General features: G+C 70.5%; 14 protein-coding genes. 5 read left to right on the plus strand and 9 right to left on the minus strand.

All coding sequences use genetic code 11. From position 1 onward, the window contains the following. Positions 1-126: 126 nt before the first annotated feature. Positions 127-546: a DoxX family protein gene (locus ACWF94_RS14995; RefSeq protein WP_453487774.1), complete on the plus strand. Its 420-nt coding sequence runs from the start codon at positions 127-129 to the stop codon at positions 544-546. Positions 547-593: 47 nt separating this feature from the next. Here the strand turns inward: ACWF94_RS14995 and ACWF94_RS15000 are convergent, their stop codons facing one another. The 3 genes from ACWF94_RS15000 to ACWF94_RS15010 all read right to left on the minus strand — a co-directional run bounded on the left by ACWF94_RS15000 (position 594) and on the right by ACWF94_RS15010 (position 3,606). After that, positions 594-833: a hypothetical protein gene (locus ACWF94_RS15000; protein ID WP_453487775.1), complete on the minus strand. Its 240-nt coding sequence runs from the start codon at positions 831-833 to the stop codon at positions 594-596. Between the two features lie 191 nt (positions 834-1,024). Then, complete coding sequence (locus ACWF94_RS15005) at positions 1,025-2,554, minus strand: amino acid permease (protein ID WP_453487776.1); 1,530 nt, start codon at positions 2,552-2,554, stop codon at positions 1,025-1,027. A 56-nt stretch (positions 2,555-2,610) separates the two neighbouring features. Further along, the gene (locus ACWF94_RS15010; RefSeq protein ID WP_453487787.1) at positions 2,611-3,606 is read right to left on the minus strand and encodes a hypothetical protein; all 996 of its coding nucleotides are present in this window, start codon (positions 3,604-3,606) and stop codon (positions 2,611-2,613) included. A gap of 524 nt (positions 3,607-4,130) precedes the next feature. Here ACWF94_RS15010 and ACWF94_RS15015 point away from each other — a divergent pair. The 3 genes from ACWF94_RS15015 to ACWF94_RS15025 all read left to right on the plus strand — a co-directional run bounded on the left by ACWF94_RS15015 (position 4,131) and on the right by ACWF94_RS15025 (position 6,321). Further along, positions 4,131-5,591, plus strand: coding sequence for a bifunctional transcriptional activator/DNA repair enzyme AdaA (locus ACWF94_RS15015; RefSeq protein WP_453487777.1), 1,461 nt, complete (start codon positions 4,131-4,133; stop codon positions 5,589-5,591). Positions 5,592-5,788: 197 nt separating this feature from the next. Then, positions 5,789-6,073: a hypothetical protein gene (locus ACWF94_RS15020; protein WP_453487778.1), complete on the plus strand. Its 285-nt coding sequence runs from the start codon at positions 5,789-5,791 to the stop codon at positions 6,071-6,073. Then, entirely contained in the window at positions 6,070-6,321 is a 252-nt protein-coding gene (locus ACWF94_RS15025; protein ID WP_453487779.1) for a type II toxin-antitoxin system RelE family toxin, read from the plus strand. The genes ACWF94_RS15020 and ACWF94_RS15025 overlap by 4 nt, the downstream gene beginning before the upstream one ends. A 95-nt stretch (positions 6,322-6,416) precedes the next feature. On the opposite strand, the gene ACWF94_RS15030 is transcribed toward ACWF94_RS15025, so the two are convergent. From ACWF94_RS15030 to ACWF94_RS15050, 5 genes are all read right to left on the minus strand, one after another. Then, positions 6,417-7,661, minus strand: coding sequence for a cytochrome P450 family protein (locus ACWF94_RS15030; protein WP_453487780.1), 1,245 nt, complete (start codon positions 7,659-7,661; stop codon positions 6,417-6,419). A 159-nt stretch (positions 7,662-7,820) separates the two neighbouring features. Further along, positions 7,821-9,221: a dihydrolipoamide acetyltransferase family protein gene (locus ACWF94_RS15035; RefSeq protein WP_453487781.1), complete on the minus strand. Its 1,401-nt coding sequence runs from the start codon at positions 9,219-9,221 to the stop codon at positions 7,821-7,823. 15 nt (positions 9,222-9,236) lie between these two features. Next, positions 9,237-10,205, minus strand: coding sequence for an alpha-ketoacid dehydrogenase subunit beta (locus ACWF94_RS15040; protein ID WP_453487782.1), 969 nt, complete (start codon positions 10,203-10,205; stop codon positions 9,237-9,239). Continuing rightward, a complete protein-coding gene (locus tag ACWF94_RS15045) occupies positions 10,202-11,440 on the minus strand; it encodes a thiamine pyrophosphate-dependent dehydrogenase E1 component subunit alpha (RefSeq protein ID WP_453487783.1) in 1,239 nt (412 codons plus the stop codon). Before ACWF94_RS15045 ends, ACWF94_RS15040 begins: the two co-directional genes overlap by 4 nt. Before the next feature lie 162 nt (positions 11,441-11,602). After that, a complete protein-coding gene (locus tag ACWF94_RS15050; protein ID WP_453487784.1) occupies positions 11,603-12,754 on the minus strand; it encodes an acyl-CoA dehydrogenase family protein in 1,152 nt (383 codons plus the stop codon). A 166-nt stretch (positions 12,755-12,920) separates the two neighbouring features. Between ACWF94_RS15050 and ACWF94_RS15055 the strand changes: the two genes are divergently transcribed. Then, on the plus strand, positions 12,921-13,406 hold the full coding sequence (locus ACWF94_RS15055) for an Lrp/AsnC family transcriptional regulator (RefSeq protein WP_453487785.1): 486 nt from the start codon (positions 12,921-12,923) through the stop codon (positions 13,404-13,406). Between the two features lie 156 nt (positions 13,407-13,562). Here ACWF94_RS15055 and ACWF94_RS15060 read toward each other — a convergent pair whose 3' ends face one another. Continuing rightward, complete coding sequence (locus ACWF94_RS15060; RefSeq protein WP_453487786.1) at positions 13,563-14,771, minus strand: acyl-CoA dehydrogenase family protein; 1,209 nt, start codon at positions 14,769-14,771, stop codon at positions 13,563-13,565. Positions 14,772-15,019: the final 248 nt, after the last annotated feature.

Genomic DNA, 15,019 nt, shown 5'->3' on the forward strand with positions numbered 1-15,019 from the left:
GGGTACCCCTCTGGGACCGGGTCACCCGGGTGCGCGGACGTCAAACTCCGGAGGCGGCATGCTGCGGGCAGGAGTAACCTGAACAAGGGTAGTTATCTGTTCAACTGCCTGGATCAGGAGGCCGTCATGGACGTCCTGGTACTCATTGGACGCATCCTGTTCGTGCTGCTCTTCCTCAGCTCCGGCGTGGCACATCTGACGCGGACCCGGGACATGGCCGGATACGCGACCGCGCGCGGGGTGCCCGCGGCAACCGCCGCCGTCGTCGGCAGCGGGCTGCTGATGCTGGTGGGCGCGGTGAGCGTGGTGCTCGGCATCTGGGCGGATCTCGGGGCGCTGCTGCTCGCCGTCTTCCTCTTCGCGGTGGCCCCGCTGATGCACGCCTTCTGGAAGGAGAGCGACCCGGCGGCCCGTCAGAACGAGCTGACCACCTTCCTCAAGGACATGTCGCTGGGCGGCGCGGCCCTGATGCTGATCGCCTTCTTCTCGTACGCCGGCGGTGATCTCGGGCTGACGATCACCGGCCCGCTCTTCGGCATCGACTGACCCGGCGCGGGCGCCCCAGCGCCGGGACCGGCCCGCCCAGGGCCGGTTCACGCCCGCCGGCCCTCGTACGGCACCGGCCGCAGTGTGGCCACCAGCTCGAAGAACTCCGCTTCGTTGCCCGCCAGACCCAGCGCGTCCAGGGCGTCGTCCGCCTCCGCGATCGGCCCGGTCAGCAGCGGGAGCGACGGAGCGGGCTGCCGGGGGTCCGAGAGGACGGCCCGGGCGGTCTGGAGCAGCCTCACATACGCCCGCGCCGCCGCGAGTTCGAGGTCGGTCCTATCGGTCATACCTGTCTCCTCCCAGGAATGGGGCATCGGACCGTCAAGCATCTCGCGCACCACTGACAGTCGGCCCCTGACAGGCGATCACCGCATGGAGAACTCGCCCCGGTCGGCCGTGGGCCGTGGGCATGACTGTGGGGTCCGGCCCCGATCGAGAGCGGGTCCGGACCCCACGGCCGACGGCGATACCGAGGGTGTCAGACGATGTGGTCGGACAGCTCCGCCTGCTCACGGGCGGAGCCGTACGCCTGCGGGGTGCCGTACGAGCGGCGTGCCACGAACCACCACACCGTGGCCAGGGTCAGGACCGTGACCAGCGCGACCGACGCGTAGTTCATGGTGCTGACCGTCACCGGGCTCGACTGCGGCAACAGGAAGATCACGGTCACGACGGCCACCCACACCACCGCGATCCAGCCGATCGGCTTGCTCCACTTGCCCAGGTTCCACGGCCCCGGCTGGAAGCGGTCCCCGGCGCGCAGTTTCAGATAGACCGGGATCGCGTACGCGGGGGTGATGCCGATGACATTGATCGCCGTCACCGCGCCGTAGGCGGTCGTGGAGTACAGCGACGGCAGGGCCAGCAGACAGGCGAAGCCCACCGACAGCCAGACCGCGGGCACCGGGGTCTGCGTACGGCTGCTGACCTTGCGCCACAGCGCCGAGCCGGGCAGCGCGTTGTCCCGGCTGAACGCGAACACCATCCGGCTGGCCGCCGCGACCTCGGCGTTGCCGCAGAACAGCTGCGCCACGATGACGACGAGCAGCAGCGCGGTGGCGCCGCCCGTGCCGAGGGCGTCGATGAAGATCTGGGCCGGCGGCACACCGGTCTCGGAGTTCTGGGCCCCGGAGTAGTCCTGAATGGCGAAGGTCAGCCCCGCGAGCAGCGCGAATCCGGCGATCCAGGAGACCCAGATGGCACGGACGATGCCGCGGGCGGCGGTGACGGACGCGTTGGAGGTCTCCTCCGACAGATGCGCGGAAGCGTCGTATCCGGAGAATGTGTACTGCGCGAGCAACAGACCGACCGCCGCGACATAGATGGGGTTCTCCCACCCGGTGCCATTGACGAATTCGGTGAAGACGTATTCGGGCGACTGATGATTCTTGGGAACGATGGCGAGCACTCCGACGATCAGCGCGACACCGCCCAGATGCCACCACACGCTGATCGAGTTCAGGACGCTGACCAGTTTCACGCCGAAGAGATTCAGGGTGGCGTGCAGCAGCAGAATGCACATAAAAATGATCATTGTGGAGCCGGGTGTGGGGTCGAAGCCCCACTGGAGATTCAGGAACGCGCCCGTGAACAGGGCGGCGCCGTAGTCGATACCGGCGATCGCGCCCAGCAGCCCCAGCAGGTTCAGCCAGCCCGTGTACCAGCCCCACTTACGGCCGCCGAGCCGGTCCGCCATGTAGTAGAGCGCGCCGGAGGTGGGATACGCGCTGGTGACCTCGGCGAGCGCCATACCGACACAGAGCACGAACAGGCCGACGCCCGCCCAGCCCCAGAGCATCACGGATGGGCCGCCCGTGTTCATGCCGAAGCCGTACAGCGTCATACAGCCGGACAGAACGGAGATGACGGAGAAGCTGATCGCGAAGTTGCCGAAGCCTCCCATCCGGCGGGCGAGCACCGGCTGATAGCCGAGTTCCCGCAACCGCTCCTCCTCGTCGACGGGGGATTGTTTGTCCGGGCCCGACCATCTGGGCTGGGATATGGACATGGGAAGACCTCCGGGGGAAAGGTGCTGGTGGATGGTGGTGAATTGCGGTGGTGCGGTCAGTGGCCCGCGTCGCTCGCGGCGGTGAGACATCGGGCGCGGGCACGGAGGAAGACCTCCTCCGCCAGACCCGGGTCCGCCGGGTTCTGCGACCGGTACAGCCACGGCGGGGCGGTGTAGTACGGGCCCAGCGCGCGGAACACGCGGGCCGCCTCGATGAACCGGCTCGCGCCCCACAGCGCGTGAGCCAGTTGGTTGAGATCGAGCAGTGACGATTCGGCAGGGTCGACGAGGTCGAACCAGCTCTCCAGCGCGAGCATGGCCTCGCGGTTGGCGTCGTCCGTCACCCAGTGCAGATCGAGCGCCCGCTCATGACCGTTGTCACGGCGGTAGCGCTCCATCCGCACGAAGAGCGGCAGCACCAGCAGCGCGGAGCCGGCGGGAGCCGCCGACGCCGCCCACTGCACAAAGTTGACCGCCTCCGAGAGATGGCCACCGGGCCTGCGGGCGTAGGCGAACTGAAGCATCCGGTGGTACGCCTCACGGTTGTACGGATGCCGCTTGTGAGCCTCCGCCAGCAGGCCCCAGGGCCCCGGGAACAGCATCGGCCCGGGCGGGATCTGCCGGTGCTCGTCCAGCCGCTGCTTCTCGTCGAGCTGGGAGAGCGCGAGCAGACACACCCACGGCACCGGGTCGTCGGGCCCCTGGTGGGCGGCGATCCGGCACGCCTCCCACGCCTCGTGCCACAACTCCTGAGTGCGTGCGTGTTTCTCGCGGTTCGCCCGCAGCGCCCGCTCGACCGATACCCGGCACTGCATCACGATCGCGGCGAGCGAGCCGGGTTCCTCCGTCCGCCATGCCTGCACGGTGTCGGAGCCCGCCGCCACGGCGGCGAGCACCTGAGTCCGCTGGGTCCAGACCCCCCAGTCGGAGGTGGAGTTCAGCAGATTCCGCATCGACAACCAGCGGCCCGTTCTCAGATCCTGCATGGCGGTGCGCAGTTCGCTGTCATGGCCCGCCGGGTGGTACACGGGGCGGAACTGGTCCTGGGACATCAGTCCGCCGCCGCTCCCATAGGTCTGCGTCGGCACGTATGTCGGAAAATGGTCGTCATGGGTCCTCATGGGGACAGGTGGGGGGTTGACTGGGGGTGGAGGTCTTGGCCACTCCCTGTATGCGCGCCGATCTTACTCATCGATTCGTATTCGACAAGAAGCTGGTGAATATTCGGTCGCTCAGTGCAACCGAACCGCCCGCCACGAGCACATTTGACCGTTCCTTGACGACTGTTTGTGATCTGACCCACGCTTCCAAGTCGCCTCCGAAGCAATGATCTTGACGCGTCCTTGACGGTCGGGGTGCCCTGCCGAAAGTAACGTGATGCTCGATGTCAAGACGCGTACGCGCCCTCGGCGCGGGCGTATGGGTGGGGGCGCGCGCTTTGGCATATGCCACCGGCATTGCGCATGCCGGGTATGCGGAAAGCGGTCAGACGAATATCGGCACCGGACCCGCAGTGCCGAACACCATGTCCGATTTCCGCCAGCTCCGGCGCCCGGGCGGAGCCCATACTGGCCGCATGACGATCGAGGACAGCAGATACGAGGCGGTGACCAGCAGGGATTCCCGGTTCGACGGAGTGTTCTTCTTCGCCGTCGCCACGACCGGGATCTACTGCCGGCCCAGTTGCCCCGCGATCACCCCCAAGCGCCGGAACGTCACGTTCTACCCGACGGCCGCCGCCGCCCAGGGCGCGGGCTATCGCGCCTGCCGGCGCTGCCGGCCCGACGCCGTCCCCGGCTCCGCCGAGTGGAACGCCCGCGCCGATGTCGTGGGCCGGGCCATGCGCCTCATCGGCGACGGAGTCGTGGACCGGGAAGGCGTCGGGGGCCTCGCCGACCGGCTCGGCTACAGCGCCCGGCAGGTACAGCGCCAGCTCAACGCCGAACTCGGCGCGGGGCCCATCGCGCTCGCCAGGGCCCAGCGCGGCCACACCGCACGCATCCTGCTGCAGACGACCACCCTCCAGGCGGCCGAGATCGCCTTCGCGGCCGGGTTCGCGAGTGTGCGCCAGTTCAACGACACGATGCGCGCCATCTACGCGGCCACCCCCAGCGAACTGCGCGCCTCCGCCCCCCGCCCGGCCGGCGGCCGGACCCCGCGCTTCGGCCCGGTCACCCCGGAGGGCGGCCGGGCCGGAGTGCCGCTACGGCTCGCCCACCGCCGCCCCTACGCCGCCGCCGAGGTGTTCGACCGGCTCGCCGATGACGCGCTCACCGGCATCGAGGAGATCACCGGCGAACGCGGCACCCGGACCTACCGGCGCACCCTGCGGCTGCCCGGCGGCCCCGGCGTCGCGGAGGTCGGCGAACAGCCGGGCGCGGGAGGCTGGCTGGCGTGCCGGCTCCAGCTGACGGACCTGCGGGACCTGACGACCGCGACCCAGCGGATACGCAGGCTGTTCGACCTGGACGCCGACCCGCGCGCCGTCGCCGAACGCCTCGGAGCCGACCCGGCACTCGCCCCGCTGGTCGCCGCCCGCCCCGGACTGCGCGCCCCGGGCACCCCGGACCCGCATGAACTCGCCGTACGCGCCGTCATCGGCCGGGGCGTCCCCGCGGCGACCGGGCGCGCACGCTGCGCGGCCCTGATCGCCGCCCACGGAGAGCCGCTGTGCGAGCCCAGCGGCGGCCTCACCCATCTCTTCCCCACAGTCCGGACCCTCGCCGCCGCACCCGAAGGACCGGATATGCCCGCCGCCTTGCGGGGTCTGACCACCGCGCTCGCCGATGGCACCCTCGTCCTCGACCCCGGCGCCGACCGCGAGGAGACCGGCCGGCTGCTGGGTGCGCTGCCCGGCATCGACGCCAGGACGGCCGGCTACATCCGGATGCGCGCACTCGGCGACCCCGACGTCCTGCTGAGCGACGACCCGGCCGTACGGGCCGGAATGCGCCGGGCGGGCGCGGCAGCCGACGGCGCCGACCGCTGGCGGCCGTGGAGTTCGTACGCCACGCACCACTTCTGGAGCGCGCCATGACACAGGCGATGACACAGGCGATGACACAGACCACGGCACTGCGGCCCTGGTCCCGTGGCACCGCGACGGGCCGGGTGTGCCACGACGCCGCATAGGGCCCACGACCGTGCCGCAACGGGTGGGGCCCCGGCGGCGGTTGGGCCGGTCGCGGCGGGCCGGGGGCGGCGGCGTACCGTAGGGGCCGAGGAGGTGGCACCGTGGGCGACATCGGCACATCGACCTGGACCACGCGTATCGGCGGGGAGTTCGTCGAGATCCCGGCAACGATCAACGGCGTCCGCGCGGCACTGCCCGAGAGTGAACGGGCGGCGTTCGACGCGGAAGTCGGCTCCACACCGGCTGGACAACTGCAACTGGTGCTCGCGAACTGGTCGTTGTCGACCACCCCCGCGGAGGACGAGGACGAGGCCGTCGTCGCCCGCCTGCGGATCGGCGACTTCTCGGGCTGTGTGCCCCAGGACCCCCGCGCGGGGGTGGCGTGAGCGCGTACCGGGTGCAGCACGCGCCGGAAGCGGACGAGGCGCTCAAGGCCATGGACTCCGGCCTGCGCAGTGGATTCGAACAGGGCATACGCCGGCTGGCCGCCGACCCGTACGGATACGGGTCACGCGCCCTCAAGGGGGAGCAGGACCGCCGCCAGGCCGTCCTCGGCCATGCCGCCATCGCCGTCTACTACGTCAGTTCCGACCCCACCATCCTCCTGGTGACCGTCGTCCGTATCGTCCACTGACCCACTGACCCACTGACCCACTGACCCACTGACCTTCTGGTCCTCCGACCCACCGGTAACCGTCCGGAGACCGGGTGTGCGCCGGACCTGGCTGCTCAGCCGCCGGTGCGGGGCCGGTGACCGAGCCGGACGGGCAGTGTGACGACGTCATTGCCGATGAAGGTGCGCTGCGGCTCTATTCGCTCCGGGTCGACGGCGAGCGCGAGACCGGGAAAGCGGTCGAACAGCGCGGGCAGGGCCACCTCGCCCTCCAGCCGGCCGAGCGGAGCGCCGAGGCAGTAGTGGACGCCGTGGCCGAAGGCCAGATGCGTCTTGTCCTCGCGACTGAGGTCGAAGGCGTCCGGGGCCTCGTGGAGGCCCGGATCCCGCCCGTGCGCCCCGAAGCCGATCAGCATCGTCTCACCGGTCCTGACGACGACTCCGTCCCCGAGGTCGATGTCCTCGGTGGCCCAGCGCAACGGCATGTGCATCACCGAGGAGTGCAGCCGCAGCGTCTCCTCGACGACCTCGGTCCAGGGGACGCGGCCGTCGAGCACCGCGTCCAGTTGACCTCGGTGGACGAGGAGTTCCCGTACGGCGTTGTCGATGAGGGCGATCGCGGTCTGGCTGCCCGCGCCGATCATCAGAAGCAGCGTGGACAGCAGTTCCTGCTCGCTGAGCCGGTCGGTGTCCTCCTCGTGGGTGGTGAGCAGCAGACTGGTCATGTCGTCGCCCGGTGTCCGCCGCTTGGTCTCGATGAGCTGCCGCATCATGACGATCAGGGCCTTGTTGACGGCGTCCGACTCCGCCGGGGTGGCACCGGTGTCCGCTACCCCCGCGAAGACCCGCATCATCTCCGGCCGCTGATCGTCCGGGACGCCGAAGAGTTCGGAGATCACCCGGGTCGGCACCTCGTGCGCGAACGACGCACGCAGATCGACCGGCTCATCGCGCGACCGCGACTCCAGGGTGTCGAGTACGTCGTCGACAATGGCCTGAACTCGCGGTCGCATGGCTTCGATACGACGTGGTGCGAACGCCGGGCCCACCAGCTTCCTGAGCCGGGTGTGGTCCCGGCCCTCGGCGTTGAACATGGACTCCACGTCCACCCACGGGAACAGCCAGGCGATGGCCCCCGGTTGATACCCGGGCACGGACTTCCGCGCGTCCCGGGACACACCCGGATGCGTCAGCACCCGCTTGATGACATCGCCACGGGTGATGGACCAGGCCACGACCCCTTCGGGTAACCGCACCCGCACCGCGGGACCCGCCTCCCGGAGCCGGTCGGTCTGTTCGTAGAGATGTTGGCCGCCACTGCTGTCGAGCGTCACGATGGCACCGGTACCGAGACTGGACATGGTCTGCCTCCCGGGGCAGTGATGATGTCTGCGGAGCCGCCGGAGTACGGCGTACGCCTTGGACCCATGAAAGAGGACATGTCGATACAGCGCCAGACCGCACACGGCCGATTTCCACCACCGGGACACACGGCGTCGCCCGAGCCCGGGCGGGTGCGGTCAGAGCAGGGCGAGACCGGGATCGGTGAGCACGGCGGCGGTGTCGGCGAGCAGTCGCGAACCCTGTTCTCCGTCGACCAGCCGATGGTCGAAGGACAGCGCGAGCTGAAGCACCGAACGCGGCTCGATCCGCTCATCGGCCCCGGTGCCGACGACCCACGGCATCCGGCGTACGGCACCGACCGCGAGGATCGCCGCCTCGCCCGGGTTGAGGAGGGGCGTGCCGGTGTCGACGCCGAAGACTCCCACATTGGTGATCGTGACCGTGCCGCCCGCCATGTCCCCGGGAGGTGTCCGCCCGTCGCGGGCGGTCGCGGCCAGAGCGGAGATCGCCTCCGCGAGTTCGAGCAGCGACATCCGGTGCGCGTCCTTGATGTTGGGGACGATCAGCCCCCGGCCGGTGGCCGCCGCGATCCCCAGATTCACATAGTGCTTGAGGACGATCTCCTGGGCGCGCTCGTCCCAGGACGAGTTCACCTCGGGTGTGCGCCGCATGGCCAGCAGCAGTGCCCTGGCCACGAAGACCAGCGGTGACAGCCGCATCTGACGGAACTCACGGCGTGCCGAGACGACTTCGCGCAGCCGCATCGTCTCGGTGATGTCCACCGTGATGAACTCCGTGACATGCGGCGCGGTGAACGCCGACTCGGACATCGCGCGGGCGGTGTGCTTGCGTACGCCCCTGATCGGCATACGGGTCTCCCGCTCCGGGGCCCCGTACGGGCGCCCCGGCTCTCCTGCCGTGGTCTGCTCCGGCTGCCCTGTTGTGGTCTGTTCCGGCTTCCCCGCCCGGCCTTGCTCCTGGTTCCGCTCCGGGGCCTGCGGGCTGTGGGTCGCGGTGGTCGCGGCCCGGTGGACGTCCTCGCGGGTGATGGTGCCGTCCACCCCGGTCGCCGCCACCGCGTACAGGGAGACGCCGAGGTCCTTCGCCAGCTTGCGGACGGGTGGCTTGGCCGACGGGCGGGCCGGGGCCGGTGACCGCGCGTCCGGGGCGGGCGGCGGCGCCTGGGGCACGGGGGCGGACGCGCGCTCGCGCCTTCGGCGCCGTACGGCCGAGGTCTCGCGCGGACCGTAGCCGACGAGCATCCCGGGCGCGGACTCCGCGTCGGCGCCGGTCACGGAAGGCTCGGGCAGCCCGGGAGGTCCGGGTGTCCCGGCGGCGGGCCCGACGGTGATGATCGGCGTGCCGGCGGCGACCGTCTCGCCCTCGGCCGCGTGCAGTCGGAGCACGACCCCGGCGTAGGGGGACGGAAGTTCGACGGCGGCCTTCGCCGTCTCGATCTCGACGATGATCTGGTTGACCTCGACGGTGTCACCGACCTGGACGGACCAGGTCAGGATGTCGGCCTCGGTGAGCCCTTCACCGACGTCGGGCAGCAGGAACTGCTGGGGGGAGGACATGACTCGGAACCCTTCTCAGTAGCTCAGGCCGCGGTCGACGGCGTCGAGGATGCGCTCGACACCCGGGAGCCAGTTCTCCTCAAGCCTGCTCGGCGGGTACGGGGTGTCGTAGCCGGTCACCCGGATCACCGGAGACTCCAGGGCGTAGAAGGCCCGGTCCTGCACCCGGGCCGCGATCTCCGCGCCGAGGCCATGGCTCAGCGACGCTTCGTGCGCGATCACCAGCCGGCCCGTGCGGTGGACCGACGCGTACACCGTCGTCAGATCGAGCGGGGCCAGCGAGCGCAGATCGATCACTTCCAGGCTGCGCCCCTCGCCGGCGGCCACCTCCGCGCACTCCAGGGCGGTGCGTACCAGGGGGCCGTAGACGAGCAGGGTGAGATCGCTGCCGGGGCGGACCACCCGGGCGGCGTCCAGGGGAGTGTCCGTACCGCCGCCGATGGCGCCCTTCTCCCAGTAACGGCGCTTGGGCTCAAGGAAGATCACCGGGTCGTCACAGGCGATGGCCTGTCCGATCATCGCGTGGCCGTCCTCGGGGGTGGCGCAGGTGACCACCCGCAGGCCCGGGGTGTGCGCGAAGTAGCTCTCCGGCGATTCCGAGTGGTGCTCGATCGCGCCGATGCCACCGCCGTACGGAATGCGGATGACGACCGGGAGCGCGACATCGCCCTCGGAGCGGTGCCGGTACTTGGCGAGCTGGGTGACGATCTGGTTGACGGCGGGGAAGACGAAGCCGTCGAACTGGATCTCGCAGACCGGCCGGTAGCCGCGCATCGCCAGCCCGATCGCCGTACCGACGATCCCCGCCTCGCCCAGCGGGGCGTCCATCACCCGCAGCGCGCCGAACTCCGCCCGCAGACCGTCGGTGATACGGAAGACACCGCCGAGCCGCCCGATGTCCTGGCCGAGCAGCATCACCTTGCTGTCGCGCCGCATGGCGGTGCGCAGCCCCTCGTTGAGCGCGCGGGCGAGTGTCACGGTCATGCGGGAACCTCCTGGGGGTCGAGGGAGGCGACGAAGTCGCGGTGCTCGGCGAGCTGTTCACGCAGGTTCTCCGGCAGCTCGGCGTAGGTGTGCGCGAACGGCAGCTCGCCGTCGGGGTCGGGCAGTGCCCGGCAGTCGGCGCGCAGCCGCTCGGCGAGCTGACGGGCCTCGGAGTCGAGGGCGTCGAAGAAGGAGGTGCCGACGCATCCGGTGTGCTCCAGATGACGGCGCAGCCGGGTGATCGGGTCGCGTTCGCGCCACTGCTCGTCATCGGCCGCCGAACGGTAGCGGGTCGTGTCGTCGGATGTCGTATGCGGATTGAGCCGGTAGGTGAACGCCTCGATGAGTGTGGGGCCCGCACCGCGCCGGGCCCGGTCCAGGGCCTGGCGGGTGGCGGCCAGGGTGGCCAGGACGTCGTTGCCGTCGACGCGGACGCCGGGGAAGCCGAATCCGGCGGAGCGCTGGGCCACCGGCACCCGGCTCTGGGTCGCGTAGGGAGCCGAGATGGCCCACTGGTTGTTCTGGCAGAAGAACACGATCGGCAGATTCTGGGTCGCCGCCCAGATGTACGCCTCGTTCGTCTCGCCCTCGCTGAGCGCGCCGTCGCCGTGGAAGCAGAGCACGGCCGTGTCACGCCCGTCGTCACCGGTGCCGACCTGCTCGTCGCGGACCACACCCATGGCGTAGCCGGTCGCGTGCAGCGTCTGCGCGCCGATGACCAGGGTGTAGAGGTTGAAGTTGTTGGCCGTGGGCCGCCAGCCGCCCAGTGTGGTGCCCCGGAACAGTCCCAGCAGCCGTTCCGGCGGGACGCCCCGGCACCAGGCGACCGCGTGCTCGCGGTAGGTCGGGAAGGTCATGTCCTGGTCCCGCAGCGCGTGTCCGGCGCCGACCTGGGCGCCCTCCTGGCCCAGCATCGACGGCCACATGCCCAGTTCGCCCTGGCGCTGGAGGGCGATGGCCTCGGTGTCCACCCGGCGGCTGAGCACCATGTCGCGGTAGAGCGCGGGCAGATCGACGGTCGCCGGATCGAAGGGCAGCCGTTCGTCGGCGCGCAGTACACCGGAGGGGTCGAGCAGCTGGATCGGCGCGTCCTCGGGGGCGTCGGGGGCGTCGGGGGCGTCGGGGATGCTGGGGACCTCAGGGACCTCAGGGACCTCAGGGACCTCAGGGACCTCAGGGACCTCAGGGACCTCAGGGACCTCAGGGACCTCAGAGGGCTCGGGGGTGTCGGCCATGGGTGCCTCGATTCGGGTCGGCGGGGTGACGGTCGGGGGCAGGGATCAGCGCGGTGCCATGCGCAGCGCGCCGTCGGGGCGGATGACCTCGCCGGTACGCGAACGCCTTGCGAGAGGGGCCGTATCGGTGCGTGCCGGGGACCGCGGGTGAGGGGCTGGACGTCAGCGGACGCCTCGGGCGAGGTGACGGCTGATCACCAGGCGCTGGATCTGATTGGTGCCCTCGAAGATCTGGGTCACCTTGGCCTCGCGCATATAGCGCTCGACGGGGTGGTCGCTCACATAGCCCGCGCCGCCGAGCACCTGGACGGCGTCGGTGGTCACCGACATCGCGGTGTCGGTGGCGATGAGCTTGGCGACGCTGGCCTGCCGGCTGTAGTCCTGGCCTGCGTCCTTGCGCCGGGCGGCGGTCAGATAGGTGGCGCGGGCGGCCTCGGTCGCCGCGGCCATGTCGGCGAGCAGAAAGCCCACCCCCTGGTGGTCGATGATCCGCGAGCCGAAGGTCTCCCGCTCACAGGCGTACTGCACGGCGTAGTCCAGGGCGGCCTGCGCCAGACCGACCGCGACGGCGGCGATCCCGAGGCGGCCCGCGTCCAGCGCGGACAGGGCGATCTGGAGTCCCTGTCCGGGCGTGCCGATCAGCCGGTCGGCCGCGATCGGTACATCGTCGAAGCTCATCGTGGTCGTCGCCGAACTGCGCAGGCCCATCTTGCGCTCCGGTGTACCGGCGGTGAGCCCCGGGGCGTCGCCGTCCACATGGAAGCAGGAGACGCCGCCGCGCGGGTCGTCCCCGGTGCGCAGGAACGCGGTGTAGAAGTCGGCCCAGCCGCCGTGGGTGATCCAGCTCTTGCTGCCGTTCGCCTGCCAGCCGTGCGGTGCTTCGGCTGCCCTGGCCCGCAGGGCGGACGGATCGGAGCCGGCGTGTGCCTCGGACAGACAGTACGCGCCGAGCTGCTGCCCGCCGAGCATCGACGGCAGCAGCTCGCGCTGCTGGGCGGGGGTGCCGAAAGCGACGACGGGATGGCAGGACAGTGTGTGCACACTGACCCCGACGGCCACCCCGGCCCAGCGCATCGCCAGCTCCTCCAGCACCTGGAGATAGACGCTGTACGGCTGGCCGCCGCCACCGATGTCCTCGCCGAACGGCAGGGTGAGCAGCCCGGTCTCGCCGAGCAGGACGAACACCTCGCGCGGGAACTTCTCCGCCTCCTCGAACTCCGCGACCCGTGGGGCCAGTTCGCTGTCCGCGATCTCGGCCACGAGATCGATGAGGTCATGTGCTTCGTCGGTCGGCAGGTCACGTTCGATGGGCATGGGCCACCTCTCGCCGGGGCGTTGTCGCGGGGGGTGGGCCACATTTCAACGCAGTATCGGCCTCGACGCAAAGAAGAGGCTCGAAAATTGCTTCTCACGCACATTTTGAGAACTTGGAGCGGGCCTGAGCGAAGGAAAAGTGCGTGGGCCGACGTAGGCTGGGAGCATGACCGATACGGTGCAGCTGGACAGTGTGGACCGCCGGATCCTGGACCTGCTCGTGCAGGACGGGCGCCGGAGCATTCTCAGTATCGCCGAGCAGGTGAATCTGTCGCCCGCCCCGGTGAAGCGGCGCGTCGACCGGCTGGAGCGGGCGGGGGTGATCGCGGGCTACACGGCGATCCTCGATCACAGCAGGCTGGGCGACAGCCTCGAAGCCTTCACCGAACTGCGGTTCGCGGGTGACACCAATGTCGAGGCCATCGCCAGCGCGGTGATCAATCTGCCCGAGGTGGTGGAGGTGTTCACCGTCGCGGGAGACCCGGACGCCCTGGTGCGGGTGCGGGTCGGCAGTGTCCAGCACCTCCAGCAGGTGATCGACACGATGCGCCGCAGCGGCAATGTCATCGGCACCAAGACCCTGATGATCCTGGCCTCGCGCCGGCGCGGCACCCGTGCCGAGCCGCCGCCGCCCGCGCCCTCGGCCCGGTGACACCACCGCCCGGGGCCGGGGCACCCGGGCCACTCCGGCTACCTCACGGCTGGATCATCGCCGCTCGCCGTCCCGCGCCGGGCCCGCCCTGTGCCACCCGTGTCACCTGCGTTCTCCCTGCGGAGAGTGCCCCGCCGTCCCCGGCGGGGCGACCCCCTACCGGAACGCGGGCAGCCCCGTCATGGCCTGGCCGATGACGAGCTTGTGCATCTCCGGGGTGCCCTCGTACGTCAGCACCGACTCCAGGTTGGTCATGTGCCGGATCACCGGGTACTCCAGCGAGATCCCGTTGGCGCCCAGCACGGTGCGCGCGCTGCGGCAGATGTCCAGGGCCTTGTTCACATTGTTGAGCTTGCCCAGGCTGACCTGCTCGGGCCGCAGCCCGGGACCGTCCTTGCGCCGGCCCAGGTGCAGCGCCAGCAGGGTGCCGCAGGTCAGCTCCACCGCCATCTGGGCCAGCTTCTCCTGGGTGAGCTGGAAGCCCGCGATCGGCTTGCCGAACTGCACACGCTGCCCGGCGTACTCCAGGGCGGCCGCGAGGGAACTGCGCGCGGCTCCCATGGCGCCCCAGACGATGCCGTAGCGCGCCTCGTTCAGACAGGAGAGCGGGCCGCGCAGCCCGCGCACCTCCGGCAGCACCGCGTCGGCGGGCAACCTGACCCCGTCCAGGACGAGTTCACTGGTGACCGACGCCCGCAGCGACAGCTTGTGCTTGATCAGCGGGGCGGAGAACCCGGGGGTGTCGGTCGGCACCACGAAGCCGCGCACTCCGTCATCGGTCTGCGCCCACACCACGGCGACATCGGCGACGGAGCCGTTGGTGATCCACATCTTGCGGCCGTCGATGACCCAGTCGCCGCCGTCCCGGCGGGCGCGGGTGCGCATACCGGCCGGGTCGGAGCCGTGGTCCGGCTCGGTCAGACCGAAGCAGCCGATGGCCTCACCGGCGGCCATGGGCGGCAGCCACCGCTGCTTCTGCTCCTCGCTGCCGTGCTGCCTGATCGCGAACATCGCCAATGAGCCCTGGACGCTGACCAGGGAACGGATACCCGAGTCGCTGGCCTCCAGCTCCAGGCAGGCGAGGCCGTAGTCGACGGCGCTCATCCCCGCACAGCCGTAGCCCTCCAGGTGCATACCGAGCAGGCCGAGCCCGCCGAGTTCCTTGGCGAGTTCACGGATGGCGGGCAGCTCGCCCTTCTCGAACCACTCGGCGACATACGGGTCGACCGCGGAGTCGCAGACCTGGCGGACGGCCGACCGGACCGCCTTTTCCTCGGGGCTGAGCATGTCGTCGATGCCCGCCAGATCGAGCGGATCGATCCTGACGCGGGCGGTGCCGGATGTGTTGTCGGATGTGGTGGACATGGGTGCGTCCTGCCTTTCGGATACGGAGCCGGGCCGGTGGCCGTGCGGCCATGAGGTCGACCAGCCGTGAGGTCGACTTGCCGTGAGGTCGACCGGCCGTGCGGCCGTGCATGTCGTGCATGTCTTGCGGGGTCATCTTGCGGGGACAGGGGGGAACGGCGGACCCGTGGGCCGGAGCCGGTGGCCCTTGTCCCCTTCGCCGGGGAGCGGTCGTGTTTCGCGGCCGGTCACCGGGGCACGGGTCCGTG

Source organism: Streptomyces sp. NPDC055078, assembly GCF_053607985.1.

Bases quoted from the DNA above. Each gene is read 5' to 3' on its own strand.
- ACWF94_RS15060 (WP_453487786.1), bottom strand. From the start codon at position 14,771: ATGTCCACCACATCCGACAACACATCCGGCACCGCCCGCGTCAGGATC.
- ACWF94_RS14995 (WP_453487774.1), top strand. From the start codon at position 127: ATGGACGTCCTGGTACTCATTGGACGCATCCTGTTCGTGCTGCTCTTC.
- ACWF94_RS15005 (WP_453487776.1), bottom strand. From the start codon at position 2,554: ATGTCCATATCCCAGCCCAGATGGTCGGGCCCGGACAAACAATCCCCC.
- ACWF94_RS15040 (WP_453487782.1), bottom strand. From the start codon at position 10,205: ATGACCGTGACACTCGCCCGCGCGCTCAACGAGGGGCTGCGCACCGCC.
- ACWF94_RS15045 (WP_453487783.1), bottom strand. From the start codon at position 11,440: ATGGCCGACACCCCCGAGCCCTCTGAGGTCCCTGAGGTCCCTGAGGTC.
- ACWF94_RS15030 (WP_453487780.1), bottom strand. From the start codon at position 7,661: ATGTCCAGTCTCGGTACCGGTGCCATCGTGACGCTCGACAGCAGTGGC.
- ACWF94_RS15010 (WP_453487787.1), bottom strand. From the start codon at position 3,606: ATGTCCCAGGACCAGTTCCGCCCCGTGTACCACCCGGCGGGCCATGAC.
- ACWF94_RS15000 (WP_453487775.1), bottom strand. From the start codon at position 833: ATGACCGATAGGACCGACCTCGAACTCGCGGCGGCGCGGGCGTATGTG.
- ACWF94_RS15015 (WP_453487777.1), top strand. From the start codon at position 4,131: ATGACGATCGAGGACAGCAGATACGAGGCGGTGACCAGCAGGGATTCC.
- ACWF94_RS15055 (WP_453487785.1), top strand. From the start codon at position 12,921: ATGACCGATACGGTGCAGCTGGACAGTGTGGACCGCCGGATCCTGGAC.
- ACWF94_RS15035 (WP_453487781.1), bottom strand. From the start codon at position 9,221: ATGTCCTCCCCCCAGCAGTTCCTGCTGCCCGACGTCGGTGAAGGGCTC.
- ACWF94_RS15050 (WP_453487784.1), bottom strand. From the start codon at position 12,754: ATGCCCATCGAACGTGACCTGCCGACCGACGAAGCACATGACCTCATC.